Origin of the sequence: Paraburkholderia azotifigens, assembly GCF_007995085.1 — a bacterium.
Classification (GTDB): Bacteria; Pseudomonadota; Gammaproteobacteria; order Burkholderiales; family Burkholderiaceae; genus Paraburkholderia; species Paraburkholderia azotifigens.
In genome coordinates this window covers 2,504,657-2,521,780 of the sequence record NZ_VOQS01000005.1, presented here as the reverse complement: position 1 = coordinate 2,521,780, position 17,124 = coordinate 2,504,657, and the positions used below count along the sequence as shown (strand labels likewise).

The following is a 17,124-nucleotide window of genomic DNA, read 5'->3' as shown; positions in this document are numbered from 1 at the left end:
ACAGAGACAACTGCAATGGAGGTGTGGCATGGGACGTGGACCGAAGAAGATGACTGAGGCGCTCATCGCCCAGTGGCAGAAGGAAGGTCGCGGTAAGGGCGAAGGTCCGAAGTACAAACCTTGGCTGGAGGTGTTCGATTTTTCGTCCATAGGGCGCGTCGAACGCACCGAAAGCGCGCGGTTCGGACGCACTATTCATTTGATGTCCGATGTCGAGCGGGACACTTTCTACGCCGCTGAGTACTCGCAACGTGTGCTCGACGCGCGAGAACAGTACCCGCTCGACCGGGAAATCACACTCGAAATCGCCAAATACCTCAACATTCGCCACCCTTATTACCCGGGTACAGATGTTCCGACTGTAATGACCGTCGACTTATTCTGCAAGGTCGTCAGGAACGGTGTCCCAGGCTACGAGGCCATCGACTGCAAACGGACCGAAGCCGCCGAAGATACTCACGCAATAGAGAAACTGCAAATCACCCGGACTTACTTCGCCGGCATGGACGTGCCGCATCGGCTCGTTTTCCACTCGCGACTACCGAAAACCCATATCCGCAACATCGAATGGATGCGTAGCGGACTCATCAAGTCGGGGGAACAGGAGCGTTATCCGGGCTACTTCCGCGAGAAGTCACGCATCATGGCCCACGAACTGGCCAACTCTACGCGTAACATGCCGCTCAATGAGTACTGCGCGAACTTTGAAATCCGCCATGGTATGTCTCCGGCAGAGGGGCTGCGCGTCGCGAAGCTGCTCATGTATGAGCGAACCCTGCTGTGCGACCTGACTAATCCAGACCTCGCAACTGCTCCGCTTTCGACCTTCCGCTGCAGCGCTCCTGCGGGCGTCCTCGACGCCGCGGGAGGTAGCTGATGGACACGTCGGTCACGCTAACAGGCAACGCGCTCGTCGTTCCGACACACTCGCCGGTGAGATCCGTTGCCCCCGCAACCCTTGTCAAAAATGACCTGTTTGAGCGCGCGGGCGGTCCACGCTTCCGATTGCTCGAAGTTGCTGAAGACGGGAGTGCGTGGATCATCAACGTGAGCGATAAAGACGGCTGGCCTCGCGAATGCCGTTACACACTACTCCTCGAATCGCTCGTGGCGAAAGAATTCACCGTTGTGACGAACACAGGCGATGGCCAGCTCCCGTTCAAATCAAAGGCCGCTGATGCCCGGTTGAAGGAGGCGTGGGACATCATTGAACCGCTCGTTAAGAATCCCGCAATCTTTCATCCAAAGCTGCGCGGCCCCTTGGTTACCGAGCGGGCAGAAAGCACGGGTGCGTCGAGAACCACCATATACAAACATCTCCGCACGTACTGGCGCGGAGGTCAGTCGAAACAGGCGCTTATAGCAAATTTTCCGAACATTGGTCTTAAACAGTCAGGCAAAACACACGGCCGGGGCCGCGCACCGGTCGAAGGGTGGTACAAGACCTATCAGATGGACCCGAAGGTCGATGACGTCAATATTAAAGCCGCCGTTAAGAAGCACTATCTGACCGGCGACGTGGCCACGCTCGCGGGTGCATACCATGCAATGCTCGCCGAGCACTATTCATATTTGGACAGCAACGGGAAAAGCCTTCCGAAGGATTTTGGGGAGTGCCCCACATACCGGCAGTTCCTGACAGTTGTCAAACGATGCCTTACTACTGAGGAGATTCTGCGCCGCAAGAAAGGCAACAGCGATTTTGAGCGGGATCATAACCACAAAATTGTCGGCGCGCTCCATGAGGCGAAGTGCGTCGGGCACATCTACGAGATCGACGCCACGATCGCTGACGTGTATCTCGTCGCCATGGACAATCGCTCGAAGATTATTGGAAAGCCAACGCTCTACCTCATCTACGATCGGTTCAGCCGCCTCTGCGTCGGATTCTATGTGGGACTAGAAAACCCAGGATGGGAAACCGCGATGCAGGCGATATTGAGTATCGCCGAAGACAAGGAAGCGCTTTGCCTCAAGCACGGCATCGAGTACGACCCGCGCGACTGGCCCGCTCATGGCATGTTTCCGCAGAAATTCCTCGGTGACTGTGGGGAGATGATCTCCCGGAACAGCAACCGCATTTGCGTGGGCATGGAAAGCACAATTTCCAATGCGCCGCCTTTGACGCCGCAGAACAAGGGCACTGTCGAATGCGGCTTCAGACTGCTGCACCAATCCATTGCAATGGATACGCCCGGCTATGAACCAGCCAGAAACCTCATGCGCCGCCGTGGGAAGAAATACGACCAGGATGCAAGCTTGACCTTGGACGAGTTCATTGCAATCGTTCTTGCGGCCATCATCAAGCACAACCGATCGCTCATGCCCAACTACGGCATGACACCCGCAATGGTCTTGCAAGGATTACCTCCGACGCCAATCGACATCTGGGAACATGACATGTCGCGTTCTGCTGGCATGCTTTCACGTTACACCGAAGACTACCTGCGCCTTCAGCTCCTTCCCCGTGATAAAGCCACCGTCACAGAGAGCGGTATTCTATTCAAAGGCTGCTACTACTCTTGTCCAGAACTCGAACAGCTCGGCTGGTTCATCACGGCAAAAAACAGAGGGCGATGGGACGTTGAGGTGTCGTATGACCGGCGTCTGGTCAATGGAGTTGTCGTCCACACCGAAAAGAACGGCCGAAAATCTTACCTTTGCGAGCTCACCCCAAGAAGTACCTCCTATAACGGGTATTCGTTCGCTGAAGTCGCTTTCGTAGAGAATGAGGCAGTTGCCACTCAACGGGCCAACAAAAACGAAGACCGGCGACAGCGGGTGCAGCTGCACACGACCATATCAGATATTGCCAAGCCGGCGCGTGCGGCGACCAAGAAGGCGTCTGCTGGGAAGTCTCGAGCGTCCCGTAAGCGCGATATTGCTGAGGACCGCAACAAGGAACGTGCCCAACGACGGGCTGGCGAAGCCGCAATTAGCTTGCCGACGTCCGACGACTTGTCGCCGACTCTCGTTGGAAGCGCCGCCGCACTGCACGCGCAGGACTCCCGTTGCCCTACAACTGACACAGTGCCGTCCGTGCCTTCTGGCACCTCATCAGGTACTTCATCATTGCCCGCTGGAGCGGATGCCACCAGTACTGAACCAGCGCGTCCGCTCTCGTTCCAGGAAAAACTACGATTGAAACAAATGGAGCTTGTAAATGCACGCACACAGTAACATCAACCCGAACGCTGTGACGGCCGTCTACACACAGTCACGGATTCCACGGTACAAGGACAACGCACTCATCGAGGCATTACCGCCTTTGCTCGACTATGAGAGTCTGGGAGTCGACTTATTCGACCTTCCCGAGTTCGATAGCGTGCAGCGGACCTGGCCTGCTCACGAGCGTATTCATATGGTTTCGGAACTCTTGGACAGCATGGTCGTGCTGAATCGACACGTCCATCTAGGGTGGGCTGTCGATATGCTTGTACGACAGGGTTACGTCGCCCGCGTGCCTCGGACGGCAAGCCACACAAGGACATACCAGAAGCTCTATGAAGCGCGCAAGGCGAATGCGCCTTTCAGTGTCCGTACCAAGCAGAATGCAACCGCCCAGCTCTCAAGTGCCCTCCTTGGCGTTTCAGGCGTCGGGAAGACCTCGAGTCTCAAGCGTATTCTTAACCTGTATCCGCAGGTAATCTACCATCCAGATTTGGATATTACACAAATAACCTACTTGCATATCGAAGCTCCGCATGACGGAGTATCGACCAAGGGTCTTGCATTTTCGATTCTCCGGGAGCTTGACCGGCTCATCCCCGACGGAAACTACTATGAAAGGTTCGGAAAGAAGTCATACTCTGCCGAAACACTTCTTAACCACGCTGCGCGCCTGATGCATACGCATTGCGTGGGTCTACTTGTCGCCGACGAGATTCAGAATCTCAAGAATGGTGGCAAGAGCATGGAAAAAATGATGGCTCTCCTCGTTTCCGCATCCAACGAACTTGGTGTACCCATCCTGTTCGTCGGAACGAACCGTGCCGCAAACGTGCTGGGGCTCGACGCAAGTCCAGCTCGGCGTTCAGTTGGAAACGCTATCTATAACTGGACTGCATTACAAAGGAGTTCGGACCTCAAAAAGCCCGACGAATGGGAAGATTTCATAAGCACCGTGTGGCCCTTCCAATGGTTGCACAACCCTGTTCCTTTGACACAGTCCCTCTCTGACCTGATGTTCCACCATAGTCAGGGAATTACCGACATTGCCGTCAAACTCTTCGCGAGCGTCCAGTGGCAATGCATACTGGACCAAAGCGAAACGATTACGGCGCAGGTGATTGAGCAGGTATGGAAAAGAGATTTCGAGCTCATCCACACAATGATGGACGCGTATCGCTTGAACGACCCTGAGGCCCTCGATAAATATCACGACATTGCCCCGCTCAAGTCTGAAAAACTTCTGGACAATGCGCTGAATCGGTACGAAGGCGTTCGAGTTCGCGAGAAGTTCGTACGTCCGGGCCACCGCGATTTCGTCCCGACTATTACGGCAACGCTCAAGGCAATGGGTATCGATGCAGAACTCGCCTCGCAGATTGCGTCTTCTGTTGAAACCGACGGCAAAGCCAAGAATCTGCTCGATGGCACTCAGGCCGCGCTCGATAAGGTGAAGCCTCCCAAAAAGACAAAGGCAACGAAAGAAGGGGCTGCGGACCAGAGGAAATCGGCCGCCGAACTCCCACCCGATGACTATCGGAACGCTATTGCAGCAGCTCGAGACGGCAAGACAACCGTGTTCGCACAGCTTGATGCGATGGGACACGTCTGTGACCTCGACGAACTGCTCGAATTGAGCTAGACGTGTACTTTCCGCGCCCGTATCCAGACGAGCCAACCGCAAGTCTGCTGATACGGGCGGCTCGCCACATAGGTTACGACCTGCCCTCGTTCATTCGCCACTACCTGAGAGTGAATCCCGGACAGATCAACTTCGTTCGACCGTTTGGGCTGTCGGCGCTTTCCAGGTTGACCCGGATCCCGCTCAATGACTTGTTGTATCGCCATACGTTTTTCCCCTACGTGGTCGCATTTATGTCGCCAGCGGTGAGAGATGTTTTGCATCATTCGATTGAACTGGAATTCTCAGCCAGCTTGCTCACGAAATTCAACTACCTTGCGGGTGACGTTCGGCAAAGGCAGTTTTTCGTCCGCTATTGCGATGATTGTGCGGCCGAGGACGCGAAACAGTATGGTGAACCTTACTGGCACCGGCAACACCTGCTTCCGGGAATATTCAGTTGCCGCATCCACCAACATCCCTTGCGTGAGGCCCAAGTACTGCTGTCATCCATTCGCGACGCTCTCCCGGCAGAAATGCCGAGCAAGACCGCAGACCAGGCTATAGCCTCCCTGCTGACTGAGGAGGTCTCGTCCGCTTCGTTGGAATGCCTCCAAGGGCGGACATGGAGCGTGGAAGCTCAGGTTTCGAAATACAGCCAACTATTGCAGATGCTTGCCGGCACACATCTCTCCGATCCATCTGAGAATCCAGTGTTCGCCGCGCTCAAGGCATTCTACGGACCAGAGTACCTTTCCCGCGTGAATTTCGACTGGGTCGTCGTGCGACGAAGTGTCATTTTGGATCCCCGCAGATCCGTGCCTTTGATTTCCTCAAGGTTTCCTTTCAACACCACGAAGCACATCCTCTTGAACATCCTTTTCGATCACCTTGTGTCATTCTAGTCATTCTAGGACGTTGACCGTGAGATCGTCGGAAATCGTTGTCCCATGGCCCAGATTCGCAGCCCCGCCTCCCCCGGATAAAATCCGGTCGCTACTCAAGTGACTACGCATTGCAGCGTCGCAATTCCAGACAAAGCGAGCTGTCGCGGTCACTTAGAGGCCCTATGACTTACCGTCCCCAAACCATTCAAATCTTCCTTCCGAACGGTGACCCGCGTGGCATCCGGATGGCCGAAATCACTACTCGTATCGTGCAGGCTATCGATGTTCCAAGAAGCCGGCTTGCAGACTTTCTGGCGATGGATGAGAGTGAACGGATGTCACTCTATTTCCTGATAGGCGAACAGGAGGATGGTGCCGGCACTCAGATATACATTGGGCAGAGCGGCGACGTGCGGTCGCGTCTACACGCGCACAACAAGGAGAAAGACTTCTGGCAGCGTGCCCTCGTCCTCACGACGAAGACGGAAAGCCTCACCTCCACTCACGTACTCTACCTTGAGAATCTGTTCATTCAAGCGTCAAAAAATGCCGGTCGCTACATAACCGAGAACCGCAATGAAGGGACAAGGTCGCACACGCCTCTGCCTCTCGCTGCTGACTGCATGGAACTCTTCGAATCTGCACGAACCTTGGTCACATCACTCGGCTACCCAATTTTCGAGCCGGTTGCCAAGCCCACGAGTGGCGAGTCTCAAGACGACACGCTGTTTTGCAGGCGCTCCGGCTCAATGGCTCGCGGCTGCTATACGGATGAAGGATTCGTTGTGTATAAGGACTCGGTAGGGAAAGCCGAAGTCGGACGTGGGTTCCAGGGACATTCGTTCTTCCGGCTTCGAGAGGGTCTCCTTCAACAGGGGAAAATCGCATTGCGCGATGGCGTACTCGTATTCAACGAAGACGTTCTCTTCACTTCTCCTAGCGGGGCGTCGGCTGTGGTTTGCGGGACCACGTGCAACGGGTGGCTCGACTGGAAAAATGCGGACGGGGTTACCCTTCAGGATTTGAAAAGAAGGACCGTAGCATCCCCGACATAGGCGCCTCCCATAGCCACCATGTTTCGCTATGCACGAGCGCACAACACGCTACGGCAGCGCCTATACCTTCGGTGTCCCCCCGTTCGATATTCTCGATGTGTCCGTCACATCAGCGATTGCGTCGCGCGCGGCCGCCCTAAGCAGACTTGGTGCGCCAAAGGAAGCCTAATTCACGATGCAGCCTTGAAATGGCGCCGTTGACGGTATCTGGCCTAGCTAGTCATCGCCGATACCAGAATCACCACACTCAACGAAGCAGAAATCCCATCAACAGGTTTGTTTTATTCACGCCTGATAGCAGGTGAATTTCAGCGGATTCAGGTCTTGCCCGCGCACCGTGATATGAAGCCATCATCGCCCTCTTCGTGATCCATAAAATGAAAAAACCCTTGTTTTATAGGCTCGCCTGCTTGCGAAGTGAATCAACCATTGCTACGCTAGCACTCAGCTTAAGACGGCACAGTAACGCGTGGCGTCGTGTGCCGTCTTAAGCGGTTCTCTAAACCTGAAAAATGAGAGGAAGTCGATGGCAACGAAGACCGCAAAACCAGCAGCCAAGAAGGCCGCGGCAAAACCCGTAGCAAAGAAAGCAGCGCCGGCCAAAAAAGCTGCAGTCGCAAGAGCGCCGCTGAAGCCGCTGAAGGAACAGTTCACCAAGGCCTCCCTCGCGACCCACGTTGCTACGCAGGCCGGCGTTGAGCCGAAGCAGGCCAAGGCTATTCTCGCAGCTCTGGAAGAAACGATCCTCGGTTCGGTTCACAAGAAGGGCGCCGGAGAATTCACACTATCCGGTCTGCTCAAGATTGGTGTGCAGCAAGTACCGGCAAAGAAGAAGCGTTTCGGCAAGGATCCGTTCACGGGCGAGGAGCGTTGGTTTGACGCCAAACCCGCAACCGTGCGTTTGAAGGTGCGCCCCCTGAAGAAGCTGAAAGACGCAGCAGCCTGAATGCAGTAACGCAAGTTTTCGAAGCCCGCTTTCGAGCGGGCTTTTTCACGTGAATGAGCCCTTTTTGGGTCGATACCCTCGCCATCGGCTCGCTGCGTAAATCCAGCAGCGGTTGGCCAATAGTTTCAGTCCATCAGACGACTGACGGGGCACCCACACCCAACTTGTCGAATCGCTCGCTCAGAGCCAAGAAGACACCGTCGGCAGGAAACTCGTCAACCTCGTAGCGAATTGGCAGAGTTTCGGTCGGTTTCAGAAGCTCGCCGCAAGTCGCAATGAGTTCAGCCCATGGCACAAACGCGGACAGATACCCGGAAATACCTGTAGGCAAGGTCCTCCGCATTGCCAGCCCAAGTGCGATGTCGGCGACCGCACGGGTCAAGCCATCGGACACATCCGGGCTCAAGTCGCACAATAGCGACCTCGGCCGATATCGAGCCTGAGTCGTTAGTGCGCGGTATCGCACTCGGCCGTCTTAGGCGAATGACTGGTCGCTGGCGGCACCTCTGCATAAAAGCCGTCCGTATCGCTCGTGGCACGCGGCTGGACGGTCACGTATCCCCGGCGGTTCAGTACCCACGCTACCTTCGCCGTATGCAGTAGACAGGAATGTCGGTACGTCGAAGGGGGCGCCTTCGGGTCCTCGTTCGCATCAATAACATCCAGCTCGAACATTTCAATAGCCTGCGTGGCGAAAATATGCGATGCCGGCTTATTGTTGAGTCGCCGCAAGGCGTCAAGTGGGGCTTCTCCAAGCTTGTGCCGCAAGGGAATGGTGAACATATGGGTTTCCTCGCGACTTAAGGCTATCGAAACCACCCCGTTTTTGTTCCACTGCGCCATTGCGTCCCATACTCCTGGTTCAGTCGGGTCGGCAAGCCAGCTTAACCGCGCATCACCCAGGTGAAGAACAAAATGCACCATGGGCATCTCTGGACCGATAGCAGGAAACGCATTGAAGACTGCACGACTCTCTCGAACATAGCGTTTGGGATTGAACGAGACCATCTGTTCCAGCACGGGCCCGCGCAGGTTGGGGAGCTTATATTGGCTCGCCGGCAACATCATTCCCAGTGGAATGCGAGATGAGACGTTAAATTTCTTGAGGTCCAAGTTCGAAACAGACATTGTATTCTTGCCTTTGCGGGGTCAATCGAGAATGGAGATCAGATTAACGACCGATTGCATAGAAATCAAGGTATAAATTTCTCTGCGCGATTTCGACCAAGTCTTCGATAAATATTTAGACGGTATAAAAAATCGCGGTTAGGATTTAATCGTATTTTGCACGCCCTTCAGAATGCCACGACGGTCCTTCCAGCGGCAGCTGAGACGGCGGCTATCTAACACCAGCAGCGGCCGCCATAGTACCGCCAGCAGCTCGGTAATCCCTGTATGAACCGTGGCTGGAAACCGGTGAAACCAGTGATGGTGGTGACGACCGGAACCCGACATCTTTCATCAACGGCCGTGAGCCAATCGCGCCGAAGACTTTGCCTTTCTCAACTACCCTCCCTAGATAAGGATCGCGACAACGAATTTGCTATTTTTACACAAAGGCATTTAATGTCATTTTGACACATATAATAATTACAAAGGGTCATTTATACGTTGACATCAGATATTTGGCTGCCGTACATTCTGCGCATTCCTTTAATCGACATTTACTCTGACTTTCGATTCGACTTCTTCCTCGTGGAGAAATCGGAGGACGGTCGTCGCAAAAACTGAACGCATCATGAATCGAGCAATCATCACCGCCCTTTTCCAGACTTTCTTCGTCAAACACCTCGCGCCGCTCGGCTTCGTCATGCGCACGCCGGACGTGGCCGAACGAACTTTCCCCAGCTTCCGCCAAGGGATCACATGGACTTTTGACGACTCCGGCGAATTTTCGTCCTTCGGGTGCCATGGGTTCTGGTCTTTCGCGCACGAATTTGACGACGCCGCTCCCAATGCTGGTCTGGGCGATTACGGTGCGCGAATCGGCGGCGCGTCTATTCCGATGGTGATCCGCGCGGGCGACGTTACGGAGGATACCGTGACAGAGTGCCTCGACGCGCTGCTGCGAGATGACTTGACAGTCCTGAACCGCCTCACTTCGATGGAGAAATTCGTCTCCGAAATCGAAACCTATCCTCGTTCCAGACACGAACTGATTGGTAGCGGCATTTTTGCGCTGTTCAATCACGCGTTCTGCCTGGACGTTACGGGACAAAAGACCAAGGCCGTCGAACACTACCAAGCCTGCGCATCCGCGCTCGATGGCGTCACATTTCCTCTCGCTATGCGGTGCAAGGAAGCATCGCTAAATCGCGCAGCTGCTATTGCCGTCGCTATGTCCGAGTCGAATTTCAACGAAGCGCAAGCAGCCGTTACTGAAACCAGCGCAAAGAAACCCAATTTGGCTAGTCAATCCATCGAGGCCGAGGTCGCACGCAAAATCCTGCCGCTAGGCATCCGACCCGCCTCGGCCATGCCGCATCATTTCAGGCGTGCCATCCAGCAGAATTTCCAGACATCGACCGGAAGCTTCTGGCGCGGAATCAACTCTCAGACCTTCCTTGAGGAACTCTACAACTTTCAACCGGAGTACATGTGCGAACTGGAATCGCACTGGCGGGTACCCGACTCGAATTCGAATCCCTTCGCTGACTTGCTTGCCCATGATATTGGCACACGCCAGTTCGATGAATACTGCGCCACGTATCTGTTGAGTCTGCCAGAGAACCAGGTTCCCGACGATGACGATGACCTGTACGAGTTGCTCGAAGAGCATCTTGAAGCAAACGACGAAAGCGACTACCTCGATTTCCTGGAACTCGATGGCTATAAGGTCGTCGGATATATCCGGGAAGTGATGCATGAAATTGCAGGGTACAAGGCGGCATCATCCACATGATTGCAACGGTGTGAAAGCACTTTTTTTGCTGCGCCTTGTATCAAGCACCGCGCTGTGTCAACTCATGCCGTCCGTCGATCCGGGTGATTCGCGGGCTCTGTCTCGGCCTGGTTTTCACGCAAGCGCAACCGACACCCGGTTTCTCGACAACCACAGGCCGACGCTCATGAAGTCAGAAATCTCCCCAATGCGGGGCCGTGGACCGAGGTTGCGCGCTGGCTTCCGATTCATTGAAGCGCAGCGTACCAAAACCTACCCGGCATTCTGAGCAACGCCACCAACCAGCCGCGAATCGAAACGCGTCTCGAATCTTCAACGTTGCCGACATCGGCTAGCTTAACTCAGGTCCGCAACCGCGCCAGCATTCAAGCATGGACAACCCGACAGAAGCTCGCACCGGGTACCGCATCTAAAACGTCGCTCTACACAATAGCTCATCAGCAACGAACAACGTTGTGTGGAATTGATACACGGCATTGCCGCTGACGGACCGATGGAAATGAACGAGATTAAAAGCAACCCCGAATACTCCCTGATTTCCGCTACACCGCGCCTCGAATGGTTAGCCGAAAACGAAGGGGTGGTGATATCGCAAGCCGAGAGCGATAGATACGTAGAGTTGATGCGGCGCGCGGAGGCGTACTGCTTTGCCGCACTCGCACGGGTCTGGGAGTGCGAGACGCTGTTATTTTGGCACGCGATAGATACGGACGACCTCTTTCTTTGGCTGCAAGAAGATGACGCCCAGCTTGCCGCTGCCATCGACGACGCGAATCTCAAGGAACTTCTCGGTATCAGGGTTATGTGCCTGGTTCGACTGATGGACTCGGTTGAAGCATGCGTGCGGAACGCTGAGGAGAACATTCCCGCGTTCGAGGCAGAAATCTTCGCGCGAGACGAAGCATCCCAGCTGCAAGCAACGCTGGCGTTCCTGGAAGCGAAAAATGTATTTATTTTTTCGGATGATGAAAACGTGCAGTCAGACCATGAAGGATGGTACGACATGGAAAAAGACGAAAACATCTATCATGTCGACGAGAGCGAGCTCGTCACTCCAGGATATGGCACGTGGGCATTTCAAGTCGCCGCACGAGAGATGCTGAAAATCCTCAGAGGACGGGCTAATCTTCGCTCGAAGGCATACAGCGAGACACGCCCCGCGTATGTTACGGAAGAATCGTCCGAGCTTGTCGATGAAATCAGAAGGATGAAGCTCGGCGCGAATAGCGCGTTTCTGCTCGACCGCCCTGCGCTTCCTGCAGGACTGTCAGAACATACGACTGAGCGTATGTGTCTTGCTGCTACCATCGATGACGCCTGGTTTGAGCGCCCGCACGTAACTGGATTGTCAGACTCAGATATCAAGTGCTTTTTAGCAACCGGCACTTCGAATAGCGCCCCCACTGCGCTGTTCCGGCTCGGAAGCGGTGCCTTGTGGCTCGATGCGCAAAAGACACTCGACTATCTCGTGACGGCACGCACTGAACGAGCGATACTTTATGTCGGCACAAAGCAGTGTTGCCTCGTCGTGCATCGGTTTAATCACTTCGCCGAATTACTGCAGCTCTTTAGGCAGAACGCTAGCGCGAAAGAATATCCTGATGTGCAAGACCGCGTTAGTCTCGATACTCTCTCAGGGGACGAAGCAAGCTGCAACAGCCTCCCCGCATCGTTGAAGCGCAAGATTACCGACCTGAGGTAGCTTGCGAGGTACGTATTTAAAACCAACGTCTATACGTCTCATGAAACTCAGGAGACGTATCATGTGGTTTGATAGATTTGTGCGGGTCGATGGGAAACTGAGGATTGTTGCAGTCACGGAGTCAGGTCAAACAGAAATGCTGACTCCAACGGAAATGAAGAAGGCGAAGCTCGGAGGAGAAAAAGGCAACTCGATCTCCTTCAAAACATCGTTCAATGAATGGGAACGAGCTTCGGCCCGGGAATACGCAGCGGTTTTCGGAGTTAAATCACACGTTACCGAACAACATGACGTGTATCGCATACCCTCGACAGGTACAAGTGTCGTGGTTCCAGCCTGGCTACTCCAACGAGCCCTCCTTAGCGATTCCGTAGCAATCGTCAAGTACGTTTATCTGCCAAATGGGCTGGAGGAGCTTTGCTCGCCCATACTGGACGAGCGCGAGTTTCGCACGGAGATGGACGCGCTGCGTCCACTATATGGGATTAGGGTATCTCCCTCCGTTCCTCAGCGGCTCAATTGGTTTTATGCGTACCCCTCTGCTTATCGTACCTGGAATAGCATCTATCGTTTTGCGTGCTCTGGGAAAATTGCTCTAGATCTCCCTGCTGCGGAGGTTTTCATGTCGGCGCATGGACATTATGTTGACGATGTCTTCTATGCTCGGAGCATTGTGATCATGGAGTTAAAACCACTCGAGCTTCCAGTGGAATGGGCGAGGGTGTCAGCGACGAGATACTTCTTCGAGCACGGCATGCGGCAGCATCACAGGGCTCGGAAGACTCGGGATAGCCGGTTGCTGCCAACGAATGACGGCTGGAAACTCACCGATGGTGAGTGGAGCGTTATCAAAGAGATAGTTTCGAGTCGGCGAGAGTACAAAGAAAACAATGGCGGTCGACCTCTTCGCTACGAATTGCGCGACATCCTCAACGGCATAGTTGTCAAGATGGGGACAGGCATGGGTTGGACTGAACTTGACGATTCTTCCTGCAGCTACAACGCCTGCAATAGTCTCCATAGCCGAATGCAGAGCGACGGGAGGTGGAATGAAATTGTTGAGTTTCTTGCCGCGAGTCGCGGAACAAAACAGTAACATCTGCTGTTTCTTGCCGCGAGTCGCGGAACAAAACAGTAACATCTGCGACGCACGCGCCAACGGACTAGGCTTTGCTTCCACACCCTTCGGAGTTACCTCCCTTGAACCTCCATGTGTTGTGCGGGTTGCCTAGTTTCACTGAGATGCCTCGCAGGGCTGACTCTGGCGAAACCACGGCATGCGACTGACTCACACGGTATCGGCTCAGACCGAAAGTAATACTCTGCTTCGCCGCCGAATTGACCGACATGCCCGCCACCGATGATCACCCCAAACCCACGGCCCTCGTGGTTGATCGGACGCAAGCGGAGCCGGTAACGCTCACAGGAAGGGCGCTTGGCGCCGCACATCTGATTCGCGTGTACGGCGCGGTCTCCTTCTCGAACCATCGATTGCTCAATTGCCGACGCTCATACTCCAGAGCGTTCGCCTTCGCGTCGCATTCCGCTCGTCCCTGAAGTTCATCAGCGGTCCTGAGACATACACGCCAGCGACTAGACCGCATCGACCGCCCCGCTCCGGTAGAACCGGAGCACGGTCTGCGCGTCGCCTACTTCCAGGAAGAAAATCGACGAGCGCAGTGAGAACTGGAGCTGCTCGATCCTTCCTGCTGCATCTCATACGTAGGCGGTACGTCCAACGGTCGGCTGCATAACCGCAAGCCAATTGACACTCGCACGGTCCCCGACGCTACTGGCAAACTCATCGAAAAAAGCCCGCACCAAGGGTTCGGCGCGGGCTTCGTGAATCATGACGTGGACCGGGCGTTGCCCCGGAGTCCGCGCCGACTCTAACACCACGGATAGTAGATGAACTGATTGCGCTTCTTCAACTGCTTCCCGAACCCCTTCGGCTCAATTTCAAACGGTCGGACCTTCACGAGTTCGGGAGGCAAGTGGTGGATGGCCGTCCGGAAGTGAACGTCTGCCTGATTATCCATAGCATGCGGATCGACGAAATCGATGCGCGAGAACGTGCAGAAGCCGCTCATCCACTTCCCCATCTCCTGGTCCAGCATCAGTTGACTCAGCGCGTCCAGCTCGCCCGTGTTTGCGGGGAACTCCATCTCGAAACTGCCACGCTCCGTTTCAACGTGCACACTGTATTCATCCATCGCGAAAATCGCGGCAGCAATGGTAGCCGGATGAGTCGTGGCCAGCAAACGGGTTTCCCCGTTCGACAGCTCGCCAATCCAGACGTCGTTCGAGTTCCGGTAGAACGTCAATTCTAGGTTCAGCATTTCTTGTGTCCTCAAGTTGTCATGTGTGAACCGATAGGCGCCCGACTAGCGGAGCTTCGGTTCAAGCAATTGCGTCCATCAAAGTCAGGCAGACGCATCATTCAAGTTGTCGAGCGGTGGGGGCGAGCTACGCCGAGGCTTGCGCTGTCGGCTTCACGGTCAAATCTGGATGCGACGAAGGAACGTGCCTTTACAGCAGACGCGGCTTCGGAGGCGGAGAGACGGCACGGGTCATGGGACGCGTGTACCGCTATCGACAGCAGGTAGGTTTCGACGGCAACGACTGCGGTCGCACCGAGCCAGCGACAGATCGGCCGGCTGGCTGGGATGACCTGGCGCCTCGGGAAAGTGGGGAGATTGCTACGGCTGAACTGGCTATGGGATGCGGAACTCTGTTTCATGACTACCTCTGCTCGAACGAATCCATCAGGCCGGCGACGAGGTCGCTCGGGGCTTTAAAAAGGATTCGCTGCAGACAGCGAGGTAACAGAACTCGCGGGGGGATGCGAGTGGGTGCCAGACTACGCGGAACAAAGACCGTCGTCAAGCACGAGTGACTTGCTGTTCCACATGTTAGCTGCGAACGACAAGCAACCTGCATAGTTCTGCGGCATTGCGCCCCTCAAGTGCAGACGCTCAGCGTGGCGGCGGGGACCAAACATGGGCCGCGTCACCTCAGTTCAGATTTCGTTTGTCATGGCGACAGACTTCGACAACTTGCCCAGTTCAGATTTCTTTGTACATTCAAAAAACGCGGAAATATAGATTTCAATAAAATCAATGAGTTAGCCCGTTCCCAAGAACAGGTTTCGTTTGTCTCTCACCAGTTCGCGACTGTCACCAGTTGCCGCAGCTTCACGGAAGCGGGCAAACGGCTCGGTCTGAATCAGTCGAGCGTCAGCGAACATATCCGCCGCCTCGAAGAGAGCGTGGGCCGACGGCTATTCGTGCGCGACACGCATTCGCTTGCGATGACGGCCGACGGCGAAGCGCTGCTCGTGCATGCCAACGTGATCCTGCAGGCGATGAACCGCGCGGAATCGCAGTTCCGCAAGCCCCGCCTCAAAGGGCGCGTGCGGCTCGGCACGTCCGACGATATCGCGCTGGGCGCCCTGCCGAACGTGCTCGCCGCATTCCGCCACGCACATCCCGATGTCGAACTGGAAATCACCATCGGCATGACGAGCCGCCTGTACGAACTGCTCGATGCCGGTTCGATCGATCTGCTCGTCGGCAAGCGTCGGCTCGGCGAGCGGCGCGGCACGCCGCTGCTGCGCTCGCGGCTTGAATGGATTGCGCGGCCTGGCACGGTCGTCGATCTCGAACAGCCGTTGCCGCTCGTGCTCGTCGCGGAGCCGAGCGTCACGCGCGCGGTCGTGCTGAATGCGCTCGCGGAAAAAGGTTTTGGCTGGGAAGTGATCTGCACGAGCAGCAGCCACGCGGGCTGCATCGCGGCCGCGCGCGGCGGCCTGGGGTTGACGGCGAAATCGCAGTACGTGTCGGCGCGCGGCCTCGCGCCGCCCGTGAACAGCGCAAGCCTGCCCGCGCTGCCCGACGTCGAATTCATCGCACTGGCTGCGAAGCGGCTCAGTCATCCCGCCGGCACGCTGCTCGAACTGCTGCAAGGCAGCGATCTGAGCGGCGAATGGATGAGCGAATAGCGCCGCCTGCGCTGTCGCTTCATTCTGCTCGCCTAGCGTCGGCCTTTCGCTGCCAGGGCCTCGAAATCGATCGACGTCAGTTCGCCGATTCTTTCGATCGTAATGTCAGGGTCCGGATACTTCGCGACTTCCCTGGTATCGAGGGCGTAATGTCCCTGGCGCGGAAAGATCGTCGTCAGGCGGTTGCCCCATTTCTCTTTCATCGCCGTGAGAATGCGCAGCTTGTCGTCGACCATCACGTAGTGCCGCGCAGGGTAATGCGCGATCACGTTGTCGAGCATCAGCTCCTTGTGAATGTAGATCAGCACGCGCCCCTCCACTTCGTCCCACAAGCCGGAGCGCGACACCTTGCGCGGCTGGAACACGACGTCGCCGTCCGAAAGAATTGCTGTCTTGCCGAAGCGGCTTGCATAGCGAAGCGCATCGAGCGCGCCCGGAAAAATGCGATTCGCGAACGGATAGTCGATCAGGTAACACGACATCAACAAGAGCTGCGTGTCGTCGTGATGCTCGTTTCGATAGCGCTGCAAGGCGCCGAGATAGTCCGCATAACCGAGTTCGCCGCGCAGATCTTCGAAAATCTGCCAGTAGCGTGCGCTGTTCTGTTCGCCGAAATGCCGCGTCATGTGTGCGCGCAAGTCGGTCAGCACGTGATCGTTGTCGAGCAGCGTGTTATCGACATCGAACAGAAAGACAACGTCGTTGCTTGATGGTGTGTTCATTCACGTTACCTCGCGTCGGTTGTCTGCGTTGATCGAGCACGGCGCTCGCCGCCCGTGTGCGCAGGCGGCACGTCACCGTTCTTCGCTAGGAGCCGCGACGCTCGATGAAGTTCGCAAGGCC

13 protein-coding genes are annotated in these 17,124 nt (G+C 55.6%); 10 read left to right on the top strand and 3 right to left on the bottom strand.

Annotated elements, in window-relative coordinates; all coding sequences use genetic code 11:
• The first annotated feature begins 28 nt into the window (after positions 1–28).
• The 6 genes from FRZ40_RS43340 to FRZ40_RS43315 all read left to right on the top strand — a co-directional run bounded on the left by FRZ40_RS43340 (position 29) and on the right by FRZ40_RS43315 (position 7,677).
• The gene (locus FRZ40_RS43340; protein WP_147238374.1) at positions 29–877 is read left to right on the top strand and encodes a TnsA endonuclease C-terminal domain-containing protein; all 849 of its coding nucleotides are present in this window, start codon (positions 29–31) and stop codon (positions 875–877) included.
• Complete coding sequence (locus FRZ40_RS43335) at positions 877–3,180, top strand: Mu transposase C-terminal domain-containing protein (RefSeq protein WP_147238373.1); 2,304 nt, start codon at positions 877–879, stop codon at positions 3,178–3,180. The genes FRZ40_RS43340 and FRZ40_RS43335 overlap by 1 nt, the downstream gene beginning before the upstream one ends.
• Complete coding sequence (locus FRZ40_RS43330) at positions 3,164–4,810, top strand: AAA family ATPase (protein ID WP_147238372.1); 1,647 nt, start codon at positions 3,164–3,166, stop codon at positions 4,808–4,810. Before FRZ40_RS43335 ends, FRZ40_RS43330 begins: the two co-directional genes overlap by 17 nt.
• Positions 4,811–4,812: 2 nt before the next feature.
• Positions 4,813–5,694 (top strand): TniQ family protein, encoded by an 882-nt coding sequence (locus FRZ40_RS43325; RefSeq protein ID WP_158647086.1) that lies wholly within the window; start codon positions 4,813–4,815, stop codon positions 5,692–5,694.
• A gap of 164 nt (positions 5,695–5,858) precedes the next feature.
• Positions 5,859–6,731, top strand: coding sequence for a GIY-YIG nuclease family protein (locus tag FRZ40_RS43320; RefSeq protein WP_147238370.1), 873 nt, complete (start codon positions 5,859–5,861; stop codon positions 6,729–6,731).
• 526 nt (positions 6,732–7,257) lie between these two features.
• Complete coding sequence (locus FRZ40_RS43315) at positions 7,258–7,677, top strand: HU family DNA-binding protein (protein WP_147238369.1); 420 nt, start codon at positions 7,258–7,260, stop codon at positions 7,675–7,677.
• Positions 7,678–8,124: 447 nt separating this feature from the next.
• On the opposite strand, the gene FRZ40_RS43310 is transcribed toward FRZ40_RS43315, so the two are convergent.
• Positions 8,125–8,805: a hypothetical protein gene (locus tag FRZ40_RS43310; protein WP_147238368.1), complete on the bottom strand. Its 681-nt coding sequence runs from the start codon at positions 8,803–8,805 to the stop codon at positions 8,125–8,127.
• A 610-nt stretch (positions 8,806–9,415) separates the two neighbouring features.
• On the opposite strand from FRZ40_RS43310, the gene FRZ40_RS43305 reads away from it, so the two are divergent.
• The 3 genes from FRZ40_RS43305 (at position 9,416) to FRZ40_RS43295 (ending at position 13,377) form a co-directional block, all read left to right on the top strand.
• On the top strand, positions 9,416–10,579 hold the full coding sequence (locus FRZ40_RS43305; protein WP_147238367.1) for a hypothetical protein: 1,164 nt from the start codon (positions 9,416–9,418) through the stop codon (positions 10,577–10,579).
• A 457-nt stretch (positions 10,580–11,036) separates the two neighbouring features.
• Complete coding sequence (locus FRZ40_RS43300; protein ID WP_147238366.1) at positions 11,037–12,281, top strand: hypothetical protein; 1,245 nt, start codon at positions 11,037–11,039, stop codon at positions 12,279–12,281.
• Between the two features lie 61 nt (positions 12,282–12,342).
• Positions 12,343–13,377 carry a transposase gene (locus tag FRZ40_RS43295; protein WP_158647085.1) on the top strand — a complete coding sequence of 345 codons (1,035 nt, stop codon included), beginning with the start codon at positions 12,343–12,345 and terminating at the stop codon, positions 13,375–13,377.
• A 793-nt stretch (positions 13,378–14,170) separates the two neighbouring features.
• Here the strand turns inward: FRZ40_RS43295 and FRZ40_RS43290 are convergent.
• Positions 14,171–14,620: a hypothetical protein gene (locus tag FRZ40_RS43290; RefSeq protein WP_147238364.1), complete on the bottom strand. Its 450-nt coding sequence runs from the start codon at positions 14,618–14,620 to the stop codon at positions 14,171–14,173.
• Positions 14,621–15,396: 776 nt separating this feature from the next.
• Here FRZ40_RS43290 and FRZ40_RS43285 point away from each other — a divergent pair.
• On the top strand, positions 15,397–16,281 hold the full coding sequence (locus FRZ40_RS43285) for a LysR family transcriptional regulator (RefSeq protein ID WP_147238590.1): 885 nt from the start codon (positions 15,397–15,399) through the stop codon (positions 16,279–16,281).
• Positions 16,282–16,313: 32 nt separating this feature from the next.
• Here the strand turns inward: FRZ40_RS43285 and FRZ40_RS43280 are convergent, their stop codons facing one another.
• Positions 16,314–17,003, bottom strand: a complete 690-nt coding sequence (locus tag FRZ40_RS43280; protein WP_147238363.1) for an HAD family hydrolase — start codon at positions 17,001–17,003, stop codon at positions 16,314–16,316.
• Between the last annotated feature and the right edge of the window lie 121 nt (positions 17,004–17,124).